The organism is Streptomyces sp. NPDC048106 (genome assembly GCF_040706415.1).
Taxonomy (GTDB): domain Bacteria; phylum Actinomycetota; class Actinomycetes; order Streptomycetales; family Streptomycetaceae; genus Streptomyces.
Genome location: NZ_JBEZND010000061.1, coordinates 13532 through 36716, shown reverse-complemented (window position 1 = coordinate 36716; position 23185 = coordinate 13532). Strand labels below are relative to the sequence as shown.

The window sequence follows — 23185 nt, the reverse complement described above, 5'->3', positions numbered from 1 at the left end:
AATCCACACCGAACCGGAAGGGCCCTCACCCGTTCAAGATCCCTCAGCCGAGACCTGGCTCACCCGTCCACAACCTCCCCGGACAGAACACCTAGGCCGTCTGTCGAAAGTGAATCTTGCGCATAGGGTGTCGGCATGTCGCTGAGCCGCATAGCCCTCTCGTCCGGACGTTCGATCGAGCTCACCGAGCTGCGAATGTCTTCGACCTACGGAGGGATGCTGGAGGGCTACCCGTGCAAGCCCATCAATGACATGAAGGTCAGGAGCCTCCAGCGGCAGGCTGAACGTGCGTTCCCCTCCACGCCGGCCCATCTGGTTCCCCCTCCCGCGAGTACCCGGACCAGACTGCCGGTGCCTTCGGCCCCGTCGAGGTCCTGCCTTCCGTGTCCTGCATCGGCGCCTTTCGCTCAACAGTAGTGGCCCCTGAACTCGACCCGGTGCTGCACCGTTCCGCTCTCACCGTGATCTGGTTCCAGACCGGCTTGGACGTCCCGTCGGGCAAGGGCGCCGACCTTGTGCTGCGCAACATTCGCTGGGAAGAACTGGCCCAGGACTACGAGCTCCAGCGACCGGTGCCGGTCACAACCACTCGTTGATAGCAGCGATCAGGACGGTGGCCTCGTAGCGGACCGTCAGCTTGTCGTATCGCGTGGCGACGGCGCGGTGCCTCTTGAGGCAGTTGATCCCGCACTCGACGACGTGGCGCTTGCGGTAGTCGGCCGGGTCGAGATGTGGTGCTCGGCCGCCTTGTCGGGGATGGTGCAGCGGATTCGGCGGCGGCGCAGGTAAGCGCGGTTTCCGCGGGAACCGTGCGCCTTGTAGGCGCGGACCCGATGAGGCCGGACACGAACCCGTTTGGCAGACCACCGCGACCACTGCTACGTTTCCGGAGGCCGTGCGAGAGATTGAGGAGGTGGTACCCGTGAACACAGTATCGACATGGGTGCTCTCCTCTGGGGTCACGGTCGGGCGGTAGGTCGTCCGGGAGCGCCGTTCAGTGCACTCCCGAAAGGCACGACCATGCATTTCACTTCTGAGCAGCGTCTCGACGGCGGTGTCCTCGAGCGCGAGTTCACCCTCGGCGAGATCCCTGGCATTCTGTGGACGCCTGCATCCGCGTCAGCGCCGGTGCCGCTGATCCTGCTCGGCCACCCCCCGCTCGGTCTGCGCAAGATGTACCCCCGGCTGGCGGCGCGGGCCCGGCGCGCCGCGGCGGACGGCTTCGCCGCGGCCACCATCGAGCTTCCTGGGAGCGGAGACCGGCCCCGTTGGGCCACCGTCGAGAAGGCCCGCGCGGACCTGCGCCGGGCCATGGAGGCTGGTGAGCCGGTCGGCGAGGAGATCATCGACGCCCTCACCCTCCCGCTCGTCGAGAAGTCGGTCCCGGAATGGCAGGCCGCCTTGAACGCCCTCCTGGCGCTCCCCGAGATCGGCGGCCCCGTCGGGTACTCGGGGGGAGTGATCTCCATCGGCGTCCGCCTCGCGGTGGTCGAGCCGCGCATCGTGGCCGCCGGTCTCTTCGCCGGGAGCTTCGTGCCTCGCGCCATGTTCGAGGAGGCCCGCCAGGTCACCATTCCGCTGCATGTCTTGCTGCAGTGGGACGACGAGGGGAACGACCGGCAGGCGGCCCTCGACCTGTTCGACGCCTTCGGCTCCAAGGAGAAGTCCCTGTACGCCAACATGGGCGGGCACACCGGCGTCCCGCAGTTCGCGGGGGACGACGCGGCCCAGTTCTTCACCCGGCACCTGAAGTAAGACCGGGCCGTCAGGCCACCAGCAGTGGGTAAGCCGCGCTGACCAGGGCACTGCTCGCCAGGGAAGGCCCCGGCGCTCCTCTGCTGCCTGTGCCGCGGGCCGTTGCCAACTCGGACTCTGTTGGTTGATTCCGCCCCGCTGGACTTGTTCCGGCGGGGCGGAATGCTGCGCGAAGGGTGTCATTCGCGTGCAGGCGAGAGACAGGCCTGTAGTTCGCAGGGTCCCCAGTGCAGCGCGACGAAGCAAAGAAGGGTGGCCGGGGTCCCCCGGTGACTCTGTGCCGCCCACCAGTGAACACTGGTCTGGCCGCAGGCACAGAGGGCCTGCATTGCCAACCTTGCTGTCACGGGACACCGGGCTCCAGGCGCTCCTTACGCGGGCGCGGCAGCGTCGGGATAGGACCGCCAGGAAGCATGCCCCTGCGGCGCATCGCCTCCTCGCGGTCGCCGCCCCGAGCGGTGCAGCACATGTACGGACGGCGAGTGAACTCGGGCAGCCGCTGGCGCAGGCGGGGCAGTGGCCAGTCTCGATGCCCGGGGCCGGCCACTGCAGCAGGCGCCGGACGCGGTCTTCGTCTTCCGGGGTGTACGGCTCCGCATTCGCGGGGCATCCGGCGGTAAGTCCGGCGAATACGGCACGCAGCACTGTGAGGGCGCGGCAGCACGTGCCGAGCAGGTCGAGGTGCTCCTCCACCTGCCGCATGGCCAGCACGCCGGGGCGGAAGAGGTAGAGGCCGACGGTGCCGATCCGGTGGCGGTCGGCGGTGCCAAGCCGCCGGTGGCCGAGTTGGCTCCTCCGGTGTGGGGACGGCGGATCTGCGTACACCGCGGGACCGTGCCCACGTGCGCGGGAAGTGGAGAAGGTGCCCTATTCGGCGCTCACCGCCTCGACGACGGACAGCACGGTGGGTGTCGGCACGATCCGTTGGAGGCGCAGCCCCGCCTCCTTGAAGACCTGTGCGAAGTCCTCTTCGGTGCGCTCACGTCCCACCAGGGAGGACATCATCATCAGGTCGATGGTCTTGGACTGGTGGGGCAGGTCGCCGGGTGGCACGACGGCGTCGATGACGAGGATGCGTCCGCCGGGGGCCATGGCCTGTCGGCAGTTGCGCAGGATCGTGGCGGACTGCTCGTCGTCCCAGTCGTGGAGGATTCGCTTGATGAGGTAGATGTCCCCCGACGGGACCGAGGAGAAGAAGTCGCCCTCGACTGGTGACCATCGGCCGGAGACGTCCTCCTGGTCGTCCAGCCGGTTGCCGGCGAGGACGTGTGCCTGGTCGTAGAGCACTCCGTGCAGGCCGGGCCCTTGGCGGAGCACCTCGAGGAGCAGGCCGCCGTGGCCGCCGCCGACATCGACGACGGTGCCGGTGGGCGGGAAGTCGTAGGCGGCGGCGATGGGTTGGTTCTCGAGATCCGACATGGCGGCCATGCCGACGTGGAAGACAGCGGCTGTTTCCGCGTCGCGTGCGAAGTACTCGAAGAACGTGGTCCCGAAGATTGTGGGAAAGGCGGAACCGCCGTCGGTCAGGCAGCGGTTCATCTCCCCGGCGCAGCGCCACATGGTGGCGTCGGTGAGCATCAGGATCGCGTCACGGGCGGAATGAGGGGCGTTCGAGCGCAGGGCCTGACCGGTGACGGTCAGCCGGAAACGCCCCTCGCCCGCCTCCTCGACCACACCGCGAGTGGCGAGCAGCCGCAGGACGCGCCCGAGATTGCGGGCGTCGGTGCCGGTGGCCTTCGCGAGCCGCTCGACGCTCTCGTCGCCGTCCCCCATGTGGTCGGCCACTCGCACGACGGCGGCAGCGCGCAGCGCCGCGGGAAACTGGTAGCCCATGGCCTCGTCGATCAGCCGGGCGGCGGATTGCCGTGGCGTGTTCATCAGTGCGTCACCTCTTCTTCGTGGGACCCGGTTCCCGCGGCGGCCGGGCCGCGAATACGGGGACGGGCGAGGGCGGGAGGTCCAGGAGGGCCGAGGCGGCGGATCCTGGTGGGTGTTCCACGGTCAGGACGACTGTTGACAACCGTTGACGGACCGTCGGTTCGGTTGGGCGCTGGTCCCAGTCCATCCTCTCGGGCACGGCGCCGACAGAGGGCTTCCGGCCGTCTTCACCCGAAGGTGGGCGGGTCGTATCGGCGGTCGGCTCGCGCTTTGCCGATCACGGAGACGGACCATGGCACATCCCGTGGTGCCGCCTCGGCCCGTACACGAGTCGGTGCCCGGACCAGAAGAAGACTGGGAACTGATCCAGCGCGGCTACGCGTCGCGGGACATGGACGAGAAGTGGGACGTCTTCGTGGAAGGCGAGGTTGCCTTCATGCATCGAAGCTGGACCGGCTACGGAATCTTCGCGGTGACCTTCGCGCCGATTGACGGCGATGGATGGCGGATCGCCAGTGCCGTGGTAGAGCGCGATGCCGAGCGCTATGGAGGGACGGACGATGCCTATGACTGCGTCACGGTGTCACACCGGAGCAGCCCACCCTCTCCGCGGGTACATCACGCCACGCGACACCCGTCCGCAGCACGTACATGACGCCTCCGAGGGCCAATCGGTCAGGAACGCGCAGCCGCCCAGGGAAAACGGCGGCGCCGTTCAGGAGCTGGCGGCAGCAGCGGGGCCACCCGAGCATCATGGTGACCGCGACCACGGCCGGCGCTGGCTCTCGGGCAGCGCTCACCCTGCCGACTGAGACCACGCTCTCCAACGCACCAGACCAGAGGCCGGTCTCCGAAGACATGTCTATAGGTGTTCGAGCAGGCGGCTATATCTCAGTCCTGCTGTCGTACGCCCGCTGGCAGTTCTGGATTTCCTCGCCGTGCTCGACAGTCCAGCTGTAAAGATGACCGAAAGGCTCGCGCAGGGACTCACCAAGCGCCGTGAGCGAGTACTCGACGCCGACCGGTGAGGTCGGCAGCACTTTCCGCTGGATCATGCCGTTCCGCTCAAGACGGCGCAGTGTCTGAGTGAGGACACGCTGCGTCACGCCTTCCAAGCGGCGCTTCAACTCATTGAAGCGCATGGGCCGTTCGAGAAGCGCCATGACCATCATCGACCACTTGTCGGCAATCTGGTCGAGGATCGGCCGGCTGGGGCAGTCCGCCCGGAAAACGATGCGTGTTCCCGCGTCAACGCCGTGCGGGTCGGTATCCCTCATGATCCTTGGTTCTCCCAGAGTGCGTTCTTGACGGTCCCAGAGGCGTCGCCGACGGTAGGTATACATCGCAAACCTACCCGCCTATCGGTAACTGATGGAGAGCTTCTTGACCACCAATGTCTACTCAACTCTGCACGTGAGCGTCGAAGAGGGAGTCGCCCGTGTCGTCCTCGACAACCCACCGGTGAACGTGCTCGACGCGACGATGATGCGCGAGCTCCGCGTGGCGCTGGACGGCTTGAGGAGCGATTCATCGGTCCGGGTAGTCGTCTTCTCCAGTGCCGACCCGGAGTTCTTCCTCGCTCATGTAGACATGCGGATCGGGGAGAGGACGGACGTTCTGGAGCAGCTCGCTGCGTCGGCTCCGGCGGACGTCAACGTGTTCCAGGCCGTAGGTGAGCTACTCCGCCATCAGCCCCAGGTGACCATCGTGAAGCTCGCCGGGAAAGCCCGCGGAGGCGGGGCGGAATTCGTAGCCGCGGCGGACATGGCATTCGCCGCGGCCGAAACCGCCGGCATCGGCCAGATCGAGGCGCTCATGGGCATCATCCCGGGCGGAGGCGGAACGCAGTACCTCCGTGACCGCGTGGGCCGCAACCGTGCGCTGGAGGTGGTGCTCACCTCAGACCTGTTCGATGCCGAAACCGCGGCTTCTTACGGCTGGATCAACCGGGCTCTGCCGGCCGACCAACTCGATGAATACGTCGACAGTATCGCCCGCAACATCGCCGCCCTGCCCGATGGGGTCATCGAAGCGGCCAAGCGCGCATTGCCTGCCGAACACATCACGGACGGACTCCTCCGTGAGAACGAGGCGTGGGCCGCTCAGATTGCTTTGCCTGCTGTTCAGCAACTGATGGGCCGAGGACTGCGCGAGGGGGCGCAGACCCCGACAGGTGAACGCGACCTTGAGGAACTGATGCGCAGTGTCATGCACCGGTGAGCCAGAACCAGCGGCTGGCGCCGAAACAGTCGCGCGGACGTCACGTATCTCCCAGCGGATCCGCACGCGGCGGAACCGGTGCTGATGGGCGAACGACCGTTCCGAGACCCAGCGCTGGCTGCCCGGTCCGGAGCCGTGCTCGGTGCCGCGACGGGCAATCAAAGGCTTCACGGGAGGGTCCCGGACCAGGCGGCGGCCCTTGTCATGGTCGTAGCCGCAATCGTCGAACACCGCGTCCGGGCGGCGTCAAGGCCGAACGCGTGTGCCGCGCACGGGCGACGCACCCTGGAGGAGAGGGATCAGCTGGGCGACGTCATTGCGGTTGCCGCCGGTCAGGGTGGCGGCGAGCGGGATACGGGTAGCGTCCGTGATCAGGTGATGCTTACTGCCCCTTGCCCTGGTCGAGTGGGCTTCGTCCGGTCTTGGCTCTCCCTTTAGCCCCCGGATGTGGGAACCGTTCAGCCAGTCCGGATGTCGCTTGCGGCCCGGATGCCGGGCCCCGCGTCCGCTGTCCTCAAGGGGCGCCGTCGGAGTGCTCAGGGTTGTTCGGGTTGGTCAGCGTGACGAGTTGATCGGTCGTACGTTCTTCCGTTGCTGTCGATGGTGCCGTCCGTCGGCTGCGCGTTCGGTACGCGGTCCGGTCGGACGGTGAGGGCGATGCCTGCCAGGCACACGACCATGGTCGCCACGACGACCGCGGTGAGGGCGGGAGCGTTGCCCAGGGACCACTCGGTGATGCGCACGAGGAAGGGAACGATGAGGCTCAGCGCCGCCATGTACATCGGCCCGCGTCTGAGGACGAGTTCATGGGCGGTGACGTATACGGGAGCGGTCAGTACCGCGCCCAGCAGAAGTGTGCCCAACCACTGGCGGGCAGTGACATCGGCGAGTGGCTCGGTGAGGGCGGAAACCGGCAGGAGCATGGCCGTGGCGCACGCGAAGACGACCGGCAGCGCCCCGAGGGGCGGCACGTCGTGGAGGGCACCTCGGTAGAGGTAGTTGTACAGGGCGAACGTGGCCGTGGCCAGCAGGGTCCACGCGCCACCGACCAGCACTCCGCGGGTGTCGGCGGCGTCGCCCGATGTGGTGAGGGCGTACCCGAAGGCCCCGGCGATCGCGATCAGGGTGCCGGCCGCCTTCCGCCGGGTGGCCCGCTCGCCGAAGGCCGCGACGCCGATGACGAAGGTCACGCAGGGCAGGAGCGCCACGACCAGGCCCGTCGTGGAGGCCCCCATGTGAGCGACGCCCAGCATCGTCCCGACGAAGTACACGAAGTAGCCCAGGAAGGCCAGTACGAGCACCGAACGACCGCGCCGGGCGGTCACCAGGACGGCGGACCGTGTGGAGGCCGTGGTCAACGCGATGGCGGACAGGACGACTGTGCTGCCGGCTGCCCGGCCCGTGGCCACCGCGAGCGGGGGCACATCGTCGGTGACGAGGACGCCGGACAACACCCAGCCGGCTGTCAGGAGCACCACGGTGGCAACGGTGAGCACTGCCACGACGGTTCGGTCGCGGGCTGTTGCCGTCGCCTGCGGCTCACCCTGCGGCCTGGAGGAGGGCATCTTCCAGTCCGTTCATGATGGCGTGGGCGTCAGCGACCAGGGTGGCCGGATCGGGTGCGGTGAGGAAGACCAGTCCCGCGGAGTTCAGATAGCCCGCCGCCGCGTCGTACAGCGGCATCGGGCTGCCCGACGGCTGGGTGAGCCCGTCGAAGACCTCGACCTTCGTCCCCGGTGAGACCAGGGCACCCCAGTCGATCTGGTCGGGCACGAACCGCGGCAGCCGCTTCCAGGGACGGCCCTGAGCATCGGCGGCGTACAGGGCGACCGAGCCCGCGGCCCGCGCTGCCGCCTCCACGAGCATGCTGTCGGGCAGGCCCGGTTTTTCGCCGAGGGCGGCCCGGGTGTAGGCCCCGATCATGTCCACTCCGTGCACATGTTCCACTTCGCGGGTCAACAGGACGCCACCGAAACGGGCCGCGGTCTCCAGCATGCACACGCGTTCGCCGTCGAGGAGTTTCATTTCCGTGTGCGTGGCACAGGTGGACAGTTCCAGGGCGTCGACGGCGCGCCGGGCCACCTCCTCGATTCGGCGCTGCCGCTCGGGCGGCATCACGCACGGGGTGAAATTGGCCCGTTCGGTGAACGGTGGACTGGTCGGCGCTTTCGAGGTTATGCACACGGGGTGGTAATGACCCTCGACGACGACACCCTCGACGCTGATGTGATCGCCGTACCGGTCGTCGTCGTACCAACTGTGAATTGAGGAGGGAATGATCTCGTCCACGAGGAACCCAGCGGCGGAATCCGGGTCCCCCACGGAAACACGCAGTTCCGAGAAGCCGCTGCTGCCGCCTCCGGCGAGCGCGGAATGGGAACTCTGCCAAGCGTCGGACAGGTCGTCCTCGTCGCGTACCATCACCTGTCCCACTGCGGCGGCGCTCCACGCCGACTTCAGCAGCAACGGAGGATTGAGCCGGTTCCAGGCGGACCGCAGGTCGTCCGGGGAGTCGACGGGAAACCAGGTCGGCACCGGAACTCCGGCCTGTTCCCAAACCCGGCGCATGGCGCGTTTGTCCCGGGCCCGCCGGATATGGGGGCCGGGACCGGGCAGTCCGAGCCGCTGGCAGGCTTCGGCCACCGCGATCACGGCGAACTCGGAGAAGGTGACCACCCCTTGCGCGCCGGTCTCCAGGGCCGTCCGGGTGATGCGTTCCACCAGTTCCTCGGCCCGTGGCTCCTCACCCGAGATGTCGATCACGGTTTCGCAGCAGGTTTCGGCGATGGCGCGGGCCGTGGGAGGCAGCGGGGTTACGCAGAGTAAATTCACCGTGGCCACACCGGCGACTTTGGGAATGGTGTATTCCGGTGGGGCACCTGCTCTGGCATGCACCAGCAGAACACGGGACATTGCAGGTCCCCCCTCGATGTGACGCACGGTCAGCCCCTACTGCACCAAGCCTTACTCGCCGAATGCCGGGGAATGCCCGCACAGACTAAAAGGGGGCCGCGATACGGGCAAGGACGGTTCCACACGGCAGCCTGATCCCGGCCAAGATCCGCCCGATCCTTACCATTCGGGAATGGACACTTGTTCGCTTCATATGCGGTAAAGATCAGGGTGGGCCGATTACTACTCGCAGGCAGCCGACCGGTCCTCGAAGAACGGCAGCCGAAGACGTTTACGGGGCAGTTCGGTTCGGCGGTGCGGTGATCACGCCCAGCAGGGGCTCCTTCCACAGGCCCACCAGGGCATCCGCGCCCACCTCGATCGTCTGGTGGGCGCTCCCGCTGCCGCAGAAGATCGGGCCCAAAGAGGGGACGGACTCGTCGAAGACCATGACGAGTCCGTCATGGTCGGAAAGGGTCGGAATCGGGCTGATGCCCCCGGGCTCCATCCCAAGTCCCGCCAGGACCTCGGGTGTGCTGGGTCTGAGGTCGGCTCGCCGCACGCCGACCAGAACCGCGAGCGCCGCGTAGTGAACCTTGGCCGGTCCTGGCACAGCGGCCAGCACAATGCGGTCGTCCCGCGTACTGAACGCGAGCGTCTTGACCGATCGTTCGATGCAGAAGTCGGTGCCGCTACGTAGATCGGCCACGGTTAACGCGGGGGAATGTTCATGAAGGCGGAAGGGGACCCCACGGGTTGTCAAGACCGCTACGGGGGACACCGGTTCGATGTGCCTGGACATGAGTCATCAGTCTCCTGGGCCCGGCATCGGCTCGTCAAACCCTTCACTCGCACGGGCGAGGGGCGAGGTGAGGGCATGTCAAGGACTCTCGCGCCCTGTCTCGGTCTCGGTCTGTTGATCACGGTGACACCCGGTCTCGACACCGCCCTGGCGTCCCCGGCCAGCCCTCACGAGTAACGTCGCTCCGGCCCACGGCAGTCGAGCACTGCCGGACTCGCCGCTGGGCCAGGGCTTCGTGACCGACCTGAGCAATCCGAAGGCAACGCTGTTCTCTCTGGCTACGCTTCCGCAGTCGCCATGGCCTTGAGCCCCGTGCGTCGATGGCTGGACTCACCGACGTTCCGTCGCGTGCGGGAGGGGTTGCGGGGTCTGACACTGGTCGCGCTCGGGACGCGGGTAGCTGTGGAGTAGCGGCGTATCGGTGTCCTGGCTGCCCTGCGGGGCACGAGTCGCCAAGTCAGGCGCTTGGGGCGGTGGTGATGCCACGCTCAACGGCCTGCCGCAGAATTGCCTCGCGGTCACGCCAGCGGGACCAGAAGGCCCCCTTGTAACCGAGTTGGACCAAACCGGTCAGGAAGGGGTTGTCGGCGTAGTTGTTGTCGTGCTCGCTGAGGCCGGGGGCGGTGGGCAGCATGACCCGATGATGGTCCTTGGCGGGAATGTGGTCCCACATGAAGCGCAGCGTGTTGTGCCAGCGCCCGTCGGGGCGGGCGATGGTCTCGGGGTCCTCAGGCAGTTCGGGGGAGAAGTAGTACAGGGGGCGGAATGTCTCGGGGTCCTCGAACATGAACTGGCGCTCGTACTCGAGCGGGCTGGCGCACTGCTCGGACGGCCGCAGGATGATCGGCTGCGTCGCGGTGTTGGACTGCACACCGGGCACCGGCCGTACTCCGTTGCTCTGCGCCGCGCACCACATCCCCAACGGGGAGTAGGGGAAGATCCGCAGGCCCAAGGTGAAGCCGACGACGGTGGCGTCCAGGGCCATGGTGCGGTCGATGCACTCGCGCAGGGTGCCGATATTCTCGCCGGGCATTCCCAGCAGGACCTCGATCATGCAGAGCATGTCGCGCTTGCGGGTCCGCTCGACGACGTTGACCAGGTCGTCGAAGGTGTAATAGCGAGTGCCCTTCTCCGTGACCTTCCAGCCGTTCAGGAGATCGTCACGCACATGGTCAGGGGCCACGTTCACGCCGGCGCACCCAGCCGCGGCCAGCAGGTCGGCGAACTCCTCGTCGAAGGGGGCCGGCTGGGAGTAGACCCACAGGCGCATGCGGTTCAGTGGTGACGAGGCGTCGCGTCCGCGTCGGCGGGCTATCTCCCGCAGCACCGCCTTGCTGTTGGCGATGGCCAGGTTGAACTCGCTGTCGGTGGTGTGCAGGTCGTGGACGCCTTGCTCGGTGAGGGCCTCCATCTCGTCCACCACCGCGGCCACGCCGCGCAGTGCGAACCGGTTGCCTTTGGCGTCGGGCTCCACACAATGGGAGCAAGCGAACGGGCAGCCGTTCTTTGTCAGGATGTTGCCCAGGCCGCCCCGCCGGTAGTACTCGGCGTTGTCCACCTTCAAGGGGTCCCCGGAACGCCTCGCGTAACTGGTGACCTTGTTGGCCTGCCAGGCTCGAGACTCCCCATACCCCGCCAGGGTGAGCAACCTGTTTCCCGCTGCCGGAGCATCGACGGGTATCCGCTCAACACGTTTGTCGCCCCTGTTGATGATCAGCCCGGGGACCTCGGGACTGCCGCTGTGCAGCAGCGCGGAGGCGAGTTGGCAGATGATCGTCTCGCCCGGTCCCTTCACCCCGTAGTCGACACCGAGGTAGTCCACTGCGGCGAAGGGCATGGAGGAAAAACCCACTCCGCCGGCGACAATCGGCGCTGTGGTGGCGCGCCGGATCTCCTCCACGACCTCGCGGTGCTCACCGAGAAAGACACGTTGTTCCTGGGGATAGATGGTGTCGGTGTTACGAATCGTCACACCGACCAGTAGCGGAGCACGGTCGGCGAAGTATTCGCGGACGGCCTGCTGCCAGTGATCTCGCCGGAAGGTCAGATCGAGGACCTCGACAGTGAAGCCCGCCTGTTCCAGAGAAGTGGTCAGGATGTCGAGCGCGTAGGGCGTGATGGCCGGGTGGATCTTGTTGGGGTTGACCAAGGTAACCAGCGGCTTCGTCATGTGCGAGTCCTTCCCGTCCATGAAGCGCGAGGGCTGCAGGGAGTGGAGCGGTGCACGAGTAGACGAAGGTAGTGGACGAAGGCCTCACCCGAAACCAAGTTCGATGAACGGATAGGCGCTGAGAGTGCAGATTCGGCGCCCGGTTTCTACCGGGGAATCATCCTGCGGAGGTCCCTGCGGATGTCAGGCCCAGAACTCGTAAGGGGCGCCAGCCTCGGAGGACTTGACCGTCGACTCCCCGGCACCGGCCTCAGCGCGGGGCACAGATCCTTGTACTGAGGCTGGTGCCGGCCAGCCTACTCAAGCGGGGCGGAAGCCCGGGGTCCGCCGCTGGACGCGGTGCGCGCTGAGTCGACAGCGGCGTCAAGGTGGGCCGCGCTCCGGTGTGATTGCCCGTTCTGCGGGCGGCGTACGCTCGGCCAAGCGTGTCCCTGGGGCGGCCGCAAGCGCGACTTGGGCGTGGATGTCCTTGGCCTGGTCCTCACGGTCGTCTCCGCCGGGAACCTCCGGCACCGCTGGGGGCCGTGGGCCGTGCCATCGCGCACACGCTCGCGCTCGCCGGGCACGACATCGAACACGCCGCCCCGTTTCTGGACAACGAGGTAATCCGGGCCTGAACCCGAACCCGCAGCGGCCGCCGCCGCCCAGTCCCTGCTCCTGGCCCGCCGTATCGGCGCACCCCGCTGCGTACGCCTCGCCGACGGCCTCCTCCCCCGCTTCCGGCCTCGGCAGTACAGTGCCGTCGCAGTGCCCTCCACCCTCGCGATGGTGGCCACCTGCGCCACCGGCCCGCCGGGCGACCTTCCGCCGGGGCGCTGCTGTGTGTATTCCGCACTGAGGCGCTCGCCTGGGCCGGAGACTCCCATATGGCAGGGGTGGTGGCAGGAGTGGCGTTGGGGCAGGTTGCGCGGACTCGGATGAGGCCGACGAAGTCGGCGGTGACGGCGCAGATGCAGAAGCCCCCTTCGAGCGTCACCATGGATATCACGGGCGGTATCCGCTACGTGCCAAACCTGCCCTGATCCGTGCGGCGTCGTCATCCAGATCCGCTCGGGATCGCTCCTGCCACCTGACCTCCAGACGGAATCGGTCGTCCGCGGTACGGGGGAAAACGTGAAGGTGAAGGTGGAAGACCGTCTGATCGGCTGCCTCGCCATCGGCGAGAAATACGTTCACTCCCTCACACGGCAGCCCTGAGCGCCGCAGTCCCCGCACCAGCAGGTGCACGACCTGGAACAGGTGAGCCGCCAAACTCTCGTCGATGTCCTCCAGACCTGCCGCGTGCACCGTGGGCACGACGAGGAGGTCGCCGGGCGCAGCCGGGTGGATGTCCATGAAGGCCAAGACCTTCTGGTCCTCGTACACACGGCTGGCACGCACTCGGCCAGAGACGATGCCGCAGAAGGTGCAGGTCGGATCCGCGATCCACCCCATAGCGCCAGCATGAGGCATGTGCTGGTTCTCCGCCCCCGTCGGGGGGAAGCCGGCACCTCCCTTGAACAACTTCAGCGGGTCCCGCTGACCAAGCGGGACCCGCATCAGCGTACGGATCGCGTAAGCAAAACCTACAAAGAGCGTACGAATCAGCTCGCGGCTGCCGTCCACACCGCTGCGGCAGCACTGCCACGGGGTACCCGAACTTGGCTGCACTCGATACCACGCCCCAAACTCACACCCCTCGACGGAGGCCCCGAATGAATGCACCATCTCCCTCGGACATGTCTCGCCGCAGGCTTCCTGTTCAGGGCGCGAACATGAAGTTGCTCGGCATCTATCTCAACGACCATTTGGCCGGCGCCACCGCGGGCAAGTTGCGGTCTGGGCACCTGGCGCGGACGACCCGTGGTTCTGCCTTGGGGCGGTCGGTCGGTCCTGTCGCCGCCGAGATCGCGCAGGACCGGTCGGCTCTCCTGGGCATCATGCGGGACCTGGGCGTCCCGGTACGCCGCTCCAAGGTCTGCGCCGGCTGGGCAAGCGAAAAGCTTGCCCGACTGAAGGGCAACGGGCGCCTGATAAGGCGCTCACCCCTCAGCACCGTGCTGGAGCTGGAGGCGCTGCGGCTCGCTGTGGAGGGCAAGGCAGCAGGATGGCAGACCCTGCGTCGGCTCAGCGCTGTCGACCAGCGCCTTGATCCGGGGCAGCTGGAGAAACTGCTGGAGCGGGCCCGGCGGCAGCAGAAGACGTTGGAGGAATGGCGCGTCCGCGAGGTCGAGACGGCCCTCCGCACCACGAATGATCAGGCAAGCGGAGATTAGAACGGCGCCGGCGCTCACGCGCTCATCGCCACGTCGCAGCCCATGAAGAAGCTGCGGGCTCGTGCCGGCAGGACGCTCTGGAGCACCTGCCAGCGTTGAGCGTCCTCGCTCGTTGGACTGATGAATGCGCGACCGAAAGAGCCCCGTCCTCCGACCACCATCCCGGACAAGGCCGACCAGGCTCGGAACCGTAAGGAACGGGGCTCCCTCGGCGGGCGGCCACCAAAGTTCGACCCGGAGGACTACAAGACTCGGCACGCGGTCGAGTCGGGGATCATCACAGACCGTGATCTACTTCTGGTCACATTGCCGATCAACGAGAAGCCGAGGTCATGACCCATCACTGCTGCGAGGCGATGACCAGCAACGTGAACGTGGGCTGCGACCAGCACGATGATCCCTTCGCCTGCGCGGACGCGCTGGTTGACTTCAGCGCCAAGTTCCAGGAGTACGGGCTGATCATCCATGACGGCGGCACGTCGAGCATCACGATCGACTTCTGCCCTTGGTGCGGACGACGCCTCCCCGAGTCGCAGCGGGACCAATGGTTTGTCGAACTGGAGCGCCGCGGGATCGATCCTTGGAAGGACGAGGTGCCCGCCGAGTTCCAGGACGGCCGCTGGCTCGGCTCTCAGTACCAGGGGTAACAATCCTGCAGCCTTGGACCACTTCCGATACACGCCCTGGATCGAGGCGCACGCCGAGTCGCTCCAGCACGTGTGGCGGCGCGTCCGCGATCCACTCACCGATCGCCGGCAGCGAGGTCGCGCCGGTCGGCACCGCGCACCCGGTCAGCGTGAGCACGACGGCCAGGGCATGGCGCACACCGCGTGGAGCGCGCGGATCCGGCACCCGAGCCAGCCGCTCCAGCAGGCCGGGCATGTCCCCGAGCCCGAGGTCGCACTGAGCCGGAGCCGGAGCCGGAGCCGGAGCCGGTCAAGGGCTACGGCGGAATCAGGGATGATGCGCCGGCAGGCACGGTCTTCCAGAAAGGTCACAGGGCGCAGAGCACTCCGCAGTCACAAGTCACAGCAACCTCCCCTGCCTCACCCCCGGGTCACCCCAGCGCCGCAGCCTCGCCTGCCACCCAGCTCTGCCAGACGCGACGCGTGTTCGGCAGGTCAGGGCGGTCGAGGAGCCAGAGCACATACCCGGCATGGCACCGGGCCCACGGACTGTCCGAATCGGCTGCCCGATCGAGCCTGCCTCGTAGGTCAGCGCTGTCGACAGCCCGGGCAACCCGCACGTATTCGCGATCCTTGCAGCGATACGCCCGGTGGACGACGATCTCGACCAGGTCGGTGAGCTTCGCCTTAAGAGCCTCCTCCTGGCGAGCACGGGCCACCTTTCGAATCAGGCTCTGCTTCATACCCCACGCCTTCGCATGCCGTGTCCACTCCAGCGGGTACCTCGCCTCCCACTCCAGGAAGAGCAACACATAGGGCAGCCCCGGCCACGTCGCCAGATCCCCGTCCACAGGATCACCCCACACACCATCAGGCAGCGAACGCCTCTGGGCTTGCCGATGCTTCCGGCGCGCCTGTAGAAAGGCCGGCTCCCGGTACTGCTCGTCCAGCCCCAGGGGCCGCGTCAGCAGCCACATCTCGTTGGACCGGGCCAACGCGTTCGTGACCTTCCTCTGAGCCTCCGCCAGTTGGACGAGCGCCGCACCTCTCGCAACCGGATCTTCCGCTATAAGCCCGAACGCCCAGCCCAGTCGCTCAGCCCATGCACAAGCGTCGTCCGCATCTGTAACTTCCTCTTCAGACACGCACGGAATCATCTCCTAGCGCAGTCTGCTCGCTCCACCCCATAACGCGGGGGGATGCATTGGCTCCCGGGTGCAACGGACATGAGCAGGAACCGCCCATTCTCCGGACGATGAGGCTTGTCCAAGGCCTCTGTCGTCCCAGCAGGAAGGCGCTTTCTGCGCGCACACCACCGGGTCGCGCCCAACGGCCCCCGCATCCGAGGCGGCTGCCGGTCACAGCCGCCGGACCGGTGGGCAAGCACGTGCGCGCCCCGGACGCCGACCCCGGCGCCGACGCTTCGAAATGCTCAGTCAGCACCTGCGCCGTCCAGCAGCGGCTCGTTCTCCTCCAGAGTGCTGTCCAGCAGGGCCACCGTCTCCGACCACAACCGCTTCTGCGTCTCCGGGGCGCGCCCGGGCTTGGGGCACGGCAAGGGCGTGGCGTCCCGGACGGAGACGTAACCCCCGCTGATTCGGCCGAATGCCGGGTCGGTGGCGAGGCGCACGATGATCGAGGCTCCCTTGCGCGGGTCACCCACGTGCAAAGTGGTGAGGACGCGCTCCAGGAGGGCGGAGCCGGGCAGGTCGCGGCCCAGGCCGGTGACGTTGAAGCCGGGGTCGCAGCAGTTCACGGTGACCTTGTCGGCGTCCAGCCGCCGGGCCAGTTCCTGCGTCCACATGATCGTCATCAGCTTGGTCCGGCCGTAGATCGCCATCGAGCCGCGGCGCGTGTAGGGGGCGAGGTCGCGCAGGTCGGCAGCGGGGTCGATGCCACCGGCCTGCCGTGCCGCCTCCGAGGCGACGTTCACGATGCGCGCGGGGGCGGACCGGAGGAGCGTGCCTGTCAGTTCACGGGTGAGGGCGAATGGGCCGAGGTAGTTCACCGCGGTCATCTCGGCCAGCCCCTCGGCGGTGGTTCGCTGACTGAAGGCGTGCAGGCCCGCATTGTTGACCAGGACGTCCACCCGCTCGTAGCGCGTGACGATCTGCCTGCCGGCCCGGCGGGCCTGCTGGACCGAGCCGAGGTCCGCGAGGAAGACCTCGGCCCGGACGTCCTCGGCCACGCTCCTCAGCTCGGCCAGCAGTGCCTCGCTCCTGCTCTTGGAACGCGCCACGACTGCCAACCGGTAGCCACGCAGGGCGAGTTCCCGTGCGGTGATCCGGCCCAGGCCGGACGTCGCACCGGTGATGACGGCAACAGGCTGGCCCATCGTCGCTCCATTCGTGAGGTACCTCATCAATTATGTGTGCGACGATACTCGACACCATGAGCGAACGTGCAGCCCTCCCGACCAGCTTCGGCCCGGCCGAGGTGGGCTTGCGCTTCCTGACCGCCGCCCACCAGGCACGCGGCGCGGTCGACCGCCAGATGGCCGCAGCGGGACTGACGCTTTCCAGGATCAAGCTGCTGCAGGTGCTCGCCGGGCGCGGCCCTCTGCACCAGGCCGAACTCGCCGAAGCTCTCGGCCAGGCACCGCGGTCGGTGACCCAGACCGTCGAGGCCCTCGAACGCCTTCACCTGGTCACCCGCGTCGTCGACCCCGGCGACCGGAGGCGCAAGACCGTTGGGCTGACGGAGAAGGGGCGGTCCGCGCTCACGGCCGGCGAGCAGGCCGGCCGCCAGGCCCTCGAGCGCATCTTCGGCGCCCTGGACACCGGCCAGCTGGCCGACCTCGCAAAGCTCCTTGTGCGTGTGGAGGCCGCGTCGACCTAGCGGCTCCACTCGGTAGGTTGACCTATTGATGACCAGGCGCGCCAGCACATCTGTCTGATCGCCCGGACGTCCCCCGCCGGCTGGGGCATCGCCGCATTCTCCGGCTGGGATCCGGCCAAGCTTGCCGAGCGCCTGGTCAAGCGGAAGGGTCGTACCGACCCTCAGCCGGGAGACTGCGCTGCTTCCTGCACGACGGCAAGGTCTCCGGGCAGACCACCACGACGCGGGAAGCCTCCGCCGACCGCATCGCATAGCCACGATGCACCGGGTGCCGGAGCCGTATGGCGCTGCACCCGCTGCTGGCCGCGCAGTCTGCGCCTACGAGTTCGGTCCCCTCAACCTAGATAGCCCATCGCGACCTCGCCCCTATGCGACCGCCACAGGCCAACGAGTGAGTCCTACCGCTCGCCGAGCTCGACCGGCTTCTCAACTCCTCGTGTGGCACGGTCAGGAGCGGGCGGCGTCGACGGCGGGTCGCAGGACCTCCACGCACCACTGGCGGAAGGTAGTCGGCGTGCTGTTCTCGGTGGTGCGGACGACGCCCTCGTCGAGGCCGTCGATCTTGGCCGTCGCCATGTCGGCCATCGCCCGGGCCATGCCGGGCGACGCGCCGAAGGAGAGCATGGCAGCCTCCAGCGACGCGGCCTCGACCTGTACGTAGCGCACCGGGGTGCCGAGCACGTCGGCGATGACGGCGGCCATGTCGTTGCCCGACAGGTCCTGCGGGCCGAGCACCGGGATCTCGGCGAATCCGGCCCAGTTGCGGTCGAGCAGCAGGCGGGCGGCGATGCTGCCGATGTCGCGGGTGGCCACCAGGGGCAGCTTGTGGTCGGGCGCGAGGGGCCCGGAGATCACGCCGTCGCCCAGGATCGTGCGGATGTCGCGCAGCGTGTTGTCCATGAAGGTCGGGTTGGCGAGGGCGCGGTAGTTCGTGACCGTGGCGAACAGGTCGTCCATGGCCAGCGACGCGGTGACGTTGCCGGCCCGGTCGGCGACGGCGGTTCCCCGGCCCAGCGCCGAGACCCCGACGACGTGGCGGACCCCGTGCGCGGCGACGGCTTCGACGCCCGGCCTGCTGCCCTCGACGTAGGAGGTCATCACGTCGGGGGCACGGAGGTCGCTGGGCATCAGCCAGAACACCGCGTCGGCGCCGGCGAAGGCCTTGTCGACCACAGCGGCGTCGCGGTGGGAGCCCTCCACGATCTCGACACGGTCGCGGACGGTGGGAGAGAGTCGCTGCGGGTCGCGGACGATGACCCGGACCGGCTCGCCGGCGTCGAGCAGCCGCTCGACGACATGGCGGCCGATCTTGGCAGTGGGTGCGGTGACGACGATCATGAGTGCCCTCCGTACGATCCCCAATTGTAAACTCAACCGTACCGTTTACTTCTGGAAGAGGCCACCATGCCGGCGCGACGAGGCGAAAAGCTCCGCGAGCACATCCTGTGGACAGCGAAGGACGTATTCCTCGAGGCCGGCTTCGAGCGCACCTCGATGGACGTCGTCGCCCAGCGGGCCGAGACGTCCAAGCGCTCGCTCTACGCCCACTTCCCCAGCAAGGACGCCCTCTTCTCCGGAGTCGTCTCCCTGGTACGCGAGCTCTACCTCGACCGCCTGGCCTCGCCGGAGGACTACGTCACCGCGGAGCGGGCCGACCCGGCCGACGCCCTCGCGCGCTACTGCGGGCGGCTGCTGCAACTGCTGCTGTGGTCCTCGTCCCTGCGCACGCTGCGGATGGGGATCGCGGAGGCCGAGCGGGTGCCCGAGATCGCGTCCGGCTACTACGAGGCGGTTTTCGAGGCCCCGATGGAGCGGATCGGCGCGTACGTCTCCCGGACCTGGAGCCTGACGCAGGAGGCGGCGCGGGAGGTGGCCGAAATCCTCGTCGGCCAAACGGTCTTCCCCGAACTGGTGCAGGGTCTGCTCGGCGTGCGGGAGCCGATCGCCGAACGCCCCGACGAGGCCACCCTCGCCGCCGACGTCGACCTCGACCGGATCGCCGCGAGCGTCCGGCGACTCGTCCCGGGCGCGTCGGCATCCTAGCTGTGCTGGCCCAAGACGTTGGTGACACGCGTGCTGGGTGCTTGAACAGGTCTTCCACCCCACCAGGCATGATCGGCGCTGCCGCCTCCTCCCGGCGCGGCCCGATTCCCGCTCGGCTTCCGACCCGCCTCCGACTCCGGCTCCGGGTCCTGTTCCGTGTCCGGGTCCGGGTCCGGGTCCGGCTGGTCCAGGGCCGTCAGGCTGATGCTGAGCCCGGCGCAGGTGCGCACGTCCCATCCGGTGAGGCCTGCCAGCGGTCGAGCCGGTGGTTAATCAGTGCAGGCTCAATCTGTCGGCTGGTGGCCGTCAGGGAGAACGACCAAGAAGTGCGCGACGACCGAGGTGGCGCTGTGGATCAGCGAGGCGATCAGCACCATGGGGAAGCTGGTGGCCGTTCCGTCGGCGACGAGGCCGAACGCCGTGACCACTGATCACTCGACGGCCGACCGATGGGATTTAGCGAGCGCCATCGATGCTCGTCGGCGCTCTCGCGGCTGGGCAGCAAAGGTGCGACAAGACCGGCCAACGTCTGCGCCGCATCCTCGTCCAGCTCGAACGAATGCCGCAACGGATCCACTTCTGCCCAGGTCAGGGTGCGTGCCCACAGCTCAGTCACCCCACCACTGTGCCGTGCGCGGCAGCTTGGGTTCCAACTAGTTTTCTCATCTTGGGCGCCTCGTCTGAGGCGCTCGTGGCATCCCCTGGACCGCACGGCCGTTGTCAGTGGCCTCTGTCAGGATGCCCCGGTCAACACAAAGATCCGGAGAGACCATGGGCACTTGGGACGTCGGCCCCTTCGACAACGACACCGCAGCCGACTTCTGCGGTGACCTTGATGCGGCAGCCGCAGTCGAACGAGAGGGCATCGTCTGCAGCGCTCTCATCCGTGTGATTGACAACGCGGACTACCTCGAAACACCCGAATCCGAGGAAGCTGTGGCCGCGGCTGCTCTCGTTGCCGCGCATTGCCCCGGAGGCCCGCCTGCCGAGCCCGTCTATGGGCCGAAAGAACCCCTTCCTGACCTCACCGGCCTGCGCGATCTCGCCCTCCAGGCCCTCGACCGCGTCATGACGGAGCCGTCCGAGCTGCTCGAACTCTGGGACGGCTCACATGGCAGCTCTTGGCGCGCGAAGATCCGCCAGCTGCAGAAGACGCTCCTGCCTCAACCTCCAGGAGAACAGCTCCAGCTGATCTGAACAGCCTGCCCGAACCTCTCACCCAAACTGGAAGGACGCCATGAGCTGGGACGTGCTCCTACTGCGCCTGCCCGACGACATCACCTCGATACAAGGTCTCCCCGACGAATACGAGCCAGCTCCGCTCGGCCGCCGGGACGATGTCCTTGCGACCATCACCCGCGCCGTCCCGGAAGCCGACCTCTGCGACCCCGCCTGGGGGGAAATCCTCGGGCCCACCTGGTCCATGGAGCTCAGCATCGGATCAGAGGACCCGGTGGGCTCAGTCGTACTCCACATCCGTGGCTCCGGCGACGACGTACTCACCACCGTCTTCCGTCTTGCCGAAGTGCTGTGTTGCAAGGTCTTCGACTGCGCAGAGGGGGACCTGATCACCCCGGGGCAGACATCCGGCTGGTATGCCTTCCAGCAGTTCCGTGACCGTGTGATCGGGTCCGCTCAGTGATGCCCGCCGGCCAGATGATCACCTCCTGTGAAGGCAATGGGGACAGGCAACCCCTATGGCTCAGCGACGGACCGGCCACGGCCGGCCTGTGGGCTCGGCAGCACGCCGAACACGGCCACTCCGTCCTGTGGCCCCTGCTGCTCGACGCCCTGGATCCGGCCGATGCCGAGTTCCGCCCCTGGGGATCGGGCGAGGTCTTCCCGGAGCAGATGTCCGCCGCGGCGAGCCACGACCCGGCCGCCCTTCTCGCGAAATGGTGGGCGACGTACACCGCCGTCGACGAAGACGACGACAGGCGCTAGGCCGAGCGGCGTCTCGCCGTCACCGCCCCCTTCGGACGAAGCTGGCCCGGACGCCCACCCAGCCGAGAGACCGTGACGAGGCCCGACCGACTGGCCGCCGATTACGCCCAGGCCTTCCTTGCCGACCGTCCCCGGTCACGTCTGGGGCTGGTCGCCGCCGCATCTGGCGCCGAATCCCTCGCAACCGCAGGCTGGTCCGGTCCCGCCAACTACGACAACGACACAGGGAAGTTTGCCGCGGTCGTCAGCGACTGGGAGCACCGATTCGGCGCCCGTGTCGTCGCGGTCGGCTTCTCCAACCTGCACCTCAGCGTTGCAGCGCCACCGACGACTGAAGAAGACGCCCTCCTGGTCGCAGCCGAGCACTTCGCCTTCTGCCCCGACAACATCTGGCAAGGCAGCCGACCGTACACACTGGCCGCATACGCAGCACGGATCACCGGTGCGCACAACTGGGACTTCTGGTGGGACTGACGTCATCCGTCACCTGGAAAACGATCAACCGCATGGCGGGAAGCGATCTCCAGGAGCTTCCCGCGCGCCCGATCAGAGGTACTCGTGACACCCCTCTCACCGGCACCCGTTCACCGTGCCATCTGTGCTGGTCAACGAGCCGACCCCAGGGGAGGCCCGTTGTCGCGCAAGGACGCTTCCCGAGCTGCCCGGCGGGCTGCTGAGCTGCATGAGGGCGGCGCCCATATAGCGGGCGTTGGCCAGCACGAGAGCGTTGAGGACCGGGCCGAGGGCGCCGATCTGGTCCTATCCGAACTGGTCCAACTGACGGCCGGACACGGGCATTCGCCAGTCGAGTCGCTGAAAGTAGTGGTCGGAAATCTCGGAACCCGTGGGTGTCCGGGCGTGTCGCCTGCCGCTACGTCGTGCCTGTTCACCTGTGACAATGCGCTCGGGATCAGGCGACAATCCAGCGCATGGATGACGCGTTCACGCTCCTTCGGCAGGCGGTCGACCTGCTGCCCCCGGATGCCGTAGCAGAGAACGGCCAGACAGTCGCAGACGTTCGCGGGGACATCCAGCTCCAGGAGTGGGAGATGGTGCTCGATGTGCTCATCGAGATCGCGGACGTCCATCCGGCATCCGTCACCTTCTGGGAGAAGCTCGCCGAAGCCGCTAGGCAGATGATGCTCGACCGCAGTCGCCGGTGGTGCGAGTGGCGGGGTTGGGAGGTCGAGCACGGCACGATCCGTGCGACCTTGACGCTGCTGGGCGCTGACGAGGGCGGACGCCAGAGCGCGTTTTCAGGAGACGGCCAGCTCAGGCCTCTGTGGGACGTTGGCCACCGCACCGCAGCTGGACAGCGAGATCTGAACATTGCGCGGCTCTGGGTGGAGTTCGCGCCGCAGCTCGGCCCGGGAGAGACAGCCGACGTTCGCCTGGCTCCGCTGCAGCCAGAGAAGTGGCAGCATCTGAAGCCGGGCGACGTGATCACGATGCACGAGGCCCGACCTGTCGCTGGCATAGCGGAGATCATCGAGGTACTGCCCCCTCGCGTCTGAGGCCGCTGGGGGCGGCCAGACGCGAGGGCCCCGCGGTCAGACTGCCGTCAGCCGCCGTCCGGGTTCTCGCCTCGCCGAGCCACCCCTGCTCCTTGGCCTCTTGGAGCCGGTCGAGCAGGTTTACGTGGATCTCCTCCAGCCAGGGCATCTGCGCGAGGTCCGGCCGCGGAACGGGGCATCGGATGCAGGCTGCTCTGCGCTTGCCGGTTGGGGCCCCTGGACCACTCCGGGGCCTCGATAGAGTCGGG

Annotated in this window: 23 protein-coding genes and 6 pseudogenes; 14 read left to right on the top strand and 15 right to left on the bottom strand. The window is 67.7% G+C overall.

Annotation, left to right across the window (positions count from 1 at the left end):
• Nucleotides 1-135: 135 nt before the first annotated feature.
• Nucleotides 136-596 (top strand): annotated as a pseudogene (locus AB0927_RS38115) (hypothetical protein).
• Here AB0927_RS38115 and AB0927_RS38110 read toward each other — a convergent pair.
• Nucleotides 580-818 (bottom strand): annotated as a pseudogene (locus AB0927_RS38110) (transposase); the annotation flags it as partial. The pseudogenes AB0927_RS38115 and AB0927_RS38110 sit on opposite strands and share 17 nt — an antisense overlap.
• A gap of 202 nt (nucleotides 819-1020) precedes the next feature.
• Here AB0927_RS38110 and AB0927_RS38105 point away from each other — a divergent pair.
• Nucleotides 1021-1755, top strand: a complete 735-nt coding sequence (locus AB0927_RS38105) for an alpha/beta hydrolase (protein ID WP_366672434.1) — start codon at nucleotides 1021-1023, stop codon at nucleotides 1753-1755.
• 867 nt (nucleotides 1756-2622) lie between these two features.
• Here AB0927_RS38105 and AB0927_RS38100 read toward each other — a convergent pair.
• A complete protein-coding gene (locus AB0927_RS38100) occupies nucleotides 2623-3633 on the bottom strand; it encodes a methyltransferase (RefSeq protein WP_366672433.1) in 1011 nt (336 codons plus the stop codon).
• 292 nt (nucleotides 3634-3925) lie between these two features.
• Between AB0927_RS38100 and AB0927_RS38095 the strand changes: the two genes are divergently transcribed.
• Nucleotides 3926-4288, top strand: coding sequence for a hypothetical protein (locus AB0927_RS38095; protein ID WP_366672432.1), 363 nt, complete (start codon nucleotides 3926-3928; stop codon nucleotides 4286-4288).
• Here AB0927_RS38095 and AB0927_RS38090 read toward each other — a convergent pair.
• Nucleotides 4215-4380, bottom strand: a pseudogene (locus tag AB0927_RS38090) (transposase); the annotation flags it as partial. The gene AB0927_RS38095 and the pseudogene AB0927_RS38090 sit on opposite strands and share 74 nt — an antisense overlap.
• A 137-nt stretch (nucleotides 4381-4517) precedes the next feature.
• Nucleotides 4518-4910, bottom strand: a complete 393-nt coding sequence (locus AB0927_RS38085) for a helix-turn-helix domain-containing protein (RefSeq protein ID WP_366672431.1) — start codon at nucleotides 4908-4910, stop codon at nucleotides 4518-4520.
• A 106-nt stretch (nucleotides 4911-5016) separates the two neighbouring features.
• Between AB0927_RS38085 and AB0927_RS38080 the strand changes: the two genes are divergently transcribed.
• Complete coding sequence (locus AB0927_RS38080) at nucleotides 5017-5853, top strand: enoyl-CoA hydratase/isomerase family protein (protein ID WP_366672430.1); 837 nt, start codon at nucleotides 5017-5019, stop codon at nucleotides 5851-5853.
• A 42-nt stretch (nucleotides 5854-5895) separates the two neighbouring features.
• Here AB0927_RS38080 and AB0927_RS38075 read toward each other — a convergent pair.
• The 6 genes and pseudogenes from AB0927_RS38075 to AB0927_RS38050 all read right to left on the bottom strand — a co-directional run.
• Nucleotides 5896-6295 (bottom strand): annotated as a pseudogene (locus tag AB0927_RS38075) (transposase); the annotation flags it as partial.
• A 94-nt stretch (nucleotides 6296-6389) separates the two neighbouring features.
• Nucleotides 6390-7418: a DMT family transporter gene (locus AB0927_RS38070; RefSeq protein ID WP_366672428.1), complete on the bottom strand. Its 1029-nt coding sequence runs from the start codon at nucleotides 7416-7418 to the stop codon at nucleotides 6390-6392.
• On the bottom strand, nucleotides 7393-8766 hold the full coding sequence (locus AB0927_RS38065; protein WP_366672427.1) for an ATP-grasp domain-containing protein: 1374 nt from the start codon (nucleotides 8764-8766) through the stop codon (nucleotides 7393-7395). The genes AB0927_RS38070 and AB0927_RS38065 overlap by 26 nt, the downstream gene beginning before the upstream one ends.
• 271 nt (nucleotides 8767-9037) lie before the next feature.
• Nucleotides 9038-9547, bottom strand: coding sequence for a YbaK/EbsC family protein (locus AB0927_RS38060; protein ID WP_366672426.1), 510 nt, complete (start codon nucleotides 9545-9547; stop codon nucleotides 9038-9040).
• A 457-nt stretch (nucleotides 9548-10004) separates the two neighbouring features.
• A complete protein-coding gene (tsrT, locus tag AB0927_RS38055) occupies nucleotides 10005-11717 on the bottom strand; it encodes a tryptophan 2-C-methyltransferase (protein ID WP_366672424.1) in 1713 nt (570 codons plus the stop codon).
• A 984-nt stretch (nucleotides 11718-12701) separates the two neighbouring features.
• Nucleotides 12702-13151: an HIT domain-containing protein gene (locus AB0927_RS38050; protein ID WP_366672423.1), complete on the bottom strand. Its 450-nt coding sequence runs from the start codon at nucleotides 13149-13151 to the stop codon at nucleotides 12702-12704.
• Between the two features lie 320 nt (nucleotides 13152-13471).
• Between AB0927_RS38050 and AB0927_RS38045 the strand changes: the two genes are divergently transcribed.
• The 3 genes and pseudogenes from AB0927_RS38045 to AB0927_RS38035 all read left to right on the top strand — a co-directional run bounded on the left by AB0927_RS38045 (nucleotide 13472) and on the right by AB0927_RS38035 (nucleotide 14619).
• Nucleotides 13472-13972 (top strand): hypothetical protein, encoded by a 501-nt coding sequence (locus tag AB0927_RS38045; RefSeq protein ID WP_366672422.1) that lies wholly within the window; start codon nucleotides 13472-13474, stop codon nucleotides 13970-13972.
• A 159-nt stretch (nucleotides 13973-14131) separates the two neighbouring features.
• Nucleotides 14132-14239: pseudogene (locus AB0927_RS38040) on the top strand (IS5/IS1182 family transposase); the annotation flags it as partial.
• A gap of 65 nt (nucleotides 14240-14304) precedes the next feature.
• Complete coding sequence (locus tag AB0927_RS38035) at nucleotides 14305-14619, top strand: hypothetical protein (protein WP_366672421.1); 315 nt, start codon at nucleotides 14305-14307, stop codon at nucleotides 14617-14619.
• Between the two features lie 103 nt (nucleotides 14620-14722).
• On the opposite strand, the pseudogene AB0927_RS38030 reads toward AB0927_RS38035, so the two are convergent.
• The 3 genes and pseudogenes from AB0927_RS38030 to AB0927_RS38020 all read right to left on the bottom strand — a co-directional run.
• Nucleotides 14723-14854: pseudogene (locus AB0927_RS38030) on the bottom strand (transposase family protein); the annotation flags it as partial.
• Between the two features lie 175 nt (nucleotides 14855-15029).
• Nucleotides 15030-15743, bottom strand: coding sequence for a hypothetical protein (locus AB0927_RS38025; RefSeq protein ID WP_366672420.1), 714 nt, complete (start codon nucleotides 15741-15743; stop codon nucleotides 15030-15032).
• A 287-nt stretch (nucleotides 15744-16030) separates the two neighbouring features.
• Nucleotides 16031-16933 carry an SDR family NAD(P)-dependent oxidoreductase gene (locus AB0927_RS38020; RefSeq protein WP_366672419.1) on the bottom strand — a complete coding sequence of 301 codons (903 nt, stop codon included), beginning with the start codon at nucleotides 16931-16933 and terminating at the stop codon, nucleotides 16031-16033.
• Between the two features lie 56 nt (nucleotides 16934-16989).
• On the opposite strand from AB0927_RS38020, the gene AB0927_RS38015 reads away from it, so the two are divergent.
• Nucleotides 16990-17436: a MarR family winged helix-turn-helix transcriptional regulator gene (locus AB0927_RS38015; RefSeq protein WP_366672418.1), complete on the top strand. Its 447-nt coding sequence runs from the start codon at nucleotides 16990-16992 to the stop codon at nucleotides 17434-17436.
• Between the two features lie 447 nt (nucleotides 17437-17883).
• Here the strand turns inward: AB0927_RS38015 and AB0927_RS38010 are convergent, their stop codons facing one another.
• Entirely contained in the window at nucleotides 17884-18774 is an 891-nt protein-coding gene (locus AB0927_RS38010) for an NAD(P)H-binding protein (RefSeq protein ID WP_366672416.1), read from the bottom strand.
• Between the two features lie 66 nt (nucleotides 18775-18840).
• Between AB0927_RS38010 and AB0927_RS38005 the strand changes: the two genes are divergently transcribed.
• A complete protein-coding gene (locus AB0927_RS38005) occupies nucleotides 18841-19479 on the top strand; it encodes a helix-turn-helix domain-containing protein (protein WP_366672415.1) in 639 nt (212 codons plus the stop codon).
• 284 nt (nucleotides 19480-19763) lie between these two features.
• Here AB0927_RS38005 and AB0927_RS38000 read toward each other — a convergent pair whose 3' ends face one another.
• Entirely contained in the window at nucleotides 19764-19907 is a 144-nt protein-coding gene (locus AB0927_RS38000; protein ID WP_366672414.1) for a hypothetical protein, read from the bottom strand.
• A 343-nt stretch (nucleotides 19908-20250) separates the two neighbouring features.
• Between AB0927_RS38000 and AB0927_RS37995 the strand changes: the two genes are divergently transcribed.
• From AB0927_RS37995 to AB0927_RS37975, 5 genes are all read left to right on the top strand, one after another.
• Nucleotides 20251-20676, top strand: a complete 426-nt coding sequence (locus tag AB0927_RS37995; RefSeq protein ID WP_366672413.1) for a DUF4259 domain-containing protein — start codon at nucleotides 20251-20253, stop codon at nucleotides 20674-20676.
• A 40-nt stretch (nucleotides 20677-20716) separates the two neighbouring features.
• A complete protein-coding gene (locus AB0927_RS37990) occupies nucleotides 20717-21121 on the top strand; it encodes a hypothetical protein (RefSeq protein WP_366672412.1) in 405 nt (134 codons plus the stop codon).
• Complete coding sequence (locus AB0927_RS37985) at nucleotides 21121-21423, top strand: hypothetical protein (RefSeq protein WP_366672411.1); 303 nt, start codon at nucleotides 21121-21123, stop codon at nucleotides 21421-21423. Before AB0927_RS37990 ends, AB0927_RS37985 begins: the two co-directional genes overlap by 1 nt.
• A gap of 72 nt (nucleotides 21424-21495) precedes the next feature.
• Entirely contained in the window at nucleotides 21496-21897 is a 402-nt protein-coding gene (locus AB0927_RS37980) for a DUF4253 domain-containing protein (protein WP_366672410.1), read from the top strand.
• A 455-nt stretch (nucleotides 21898-22352) separates the two neighbouring features.
• Nucleotides 22353-22937: a hypothetical protein gene (locus tag AB0927_RS37975; RefSeq protein ID WP_366672409.1), complete on the top strand. Its 585-nt coding sequence runs from the start codon at nucleotides 22353-22355 to the stop codon at nucleotides 22935-22937.
• Nucleotides 22938-23185: the final 248 nt, after the last annotated feature.